The organism is Streptomyces apricus (genome assembly GCF_008369065.1).
Classification (GTDB): Bacteria; Actinomycetota; Actinomycetes; order Streptomycetales; family Streptomycetaceae; genus Streptomyces; species Streptomyces apricus.
In genome coordinates this window covers 1-662 of sequence record NZ_VDFC01000279.1, presented here as the reverse complement: position 1 = coordinate 662, position 662 = coordinate 1, and the positions used below count along the sequence as shown (strand labels likewise).

The 662-nt window shown below is 66.0% G+C and carries 1 protein-coding gene; it reads right to left on the bottom strand.

Annotation, left to right across the window (positions count from 1 at the left end):
- The coding region (locus tag FGF04_RS39670; protein ID WP_235882765.1) for an acyl carrier protein at positions 1-662 on the bottom strand (662 nt) is incomplete at both ends.

Sequence of the window (662 nt, the reverse complement as noted above, 5' to 3'; positions counted from 1 at the left end):
GTTGAGTTCGGTGGCCAGGGCTTGGGCGACGGTGGTGACGGTGCCGTCCTTGAGGAGTTGCACCATGGGGAGTTTGATCTGGTAGCGGCGTTCGATGCGGTTGCGCAGTTCGACAGCCATGAGGGAGTCCATGCCGAGCCGGTTCAGGGGCCGGCTGACGTTGATGCGTTCGGCGCGCAGGCCCATGACCACGGCGACTTCCTGCTTGAGGAAGTCGAGCAGCTCACTGCTGGGCACAGCCTGACTGGAAGCCGGCGCCTGCGGCACGGGTCGGGCAGTGACTGCGGGCTCCGGGGTGGCCGTAGGAGCCACTGATGCCGAGGCTGGTGCGGCAACTTCCTGGACCGGTGCGTCGCTGGTCGTCGCGGATGCCGAGGCATTGTCCGGTGCGGCCACTGTCGCTGTCCCGGTGGAGTTGAGTTCGGTGGCCAGGGCTTGGGCGACGGTGGTGACGGTGCCGTCCTTGAGGAGTTGCACCATGGGGAGTTTGATCTGGTAGCGGCGTTCGATGCGGTTGCGCAGTTCGACAGCCATGAGGGAGTCCATGCCGAGCCGGTTCAGGGGCCGGCTGACGTTGATGCGTTCGGCGCGCAGGCCCATGACCACGGCGACTTCCTGCTTGAGGAAGTCGAGCAGCTCACTGCTGGGCACAGCCTCAGCCT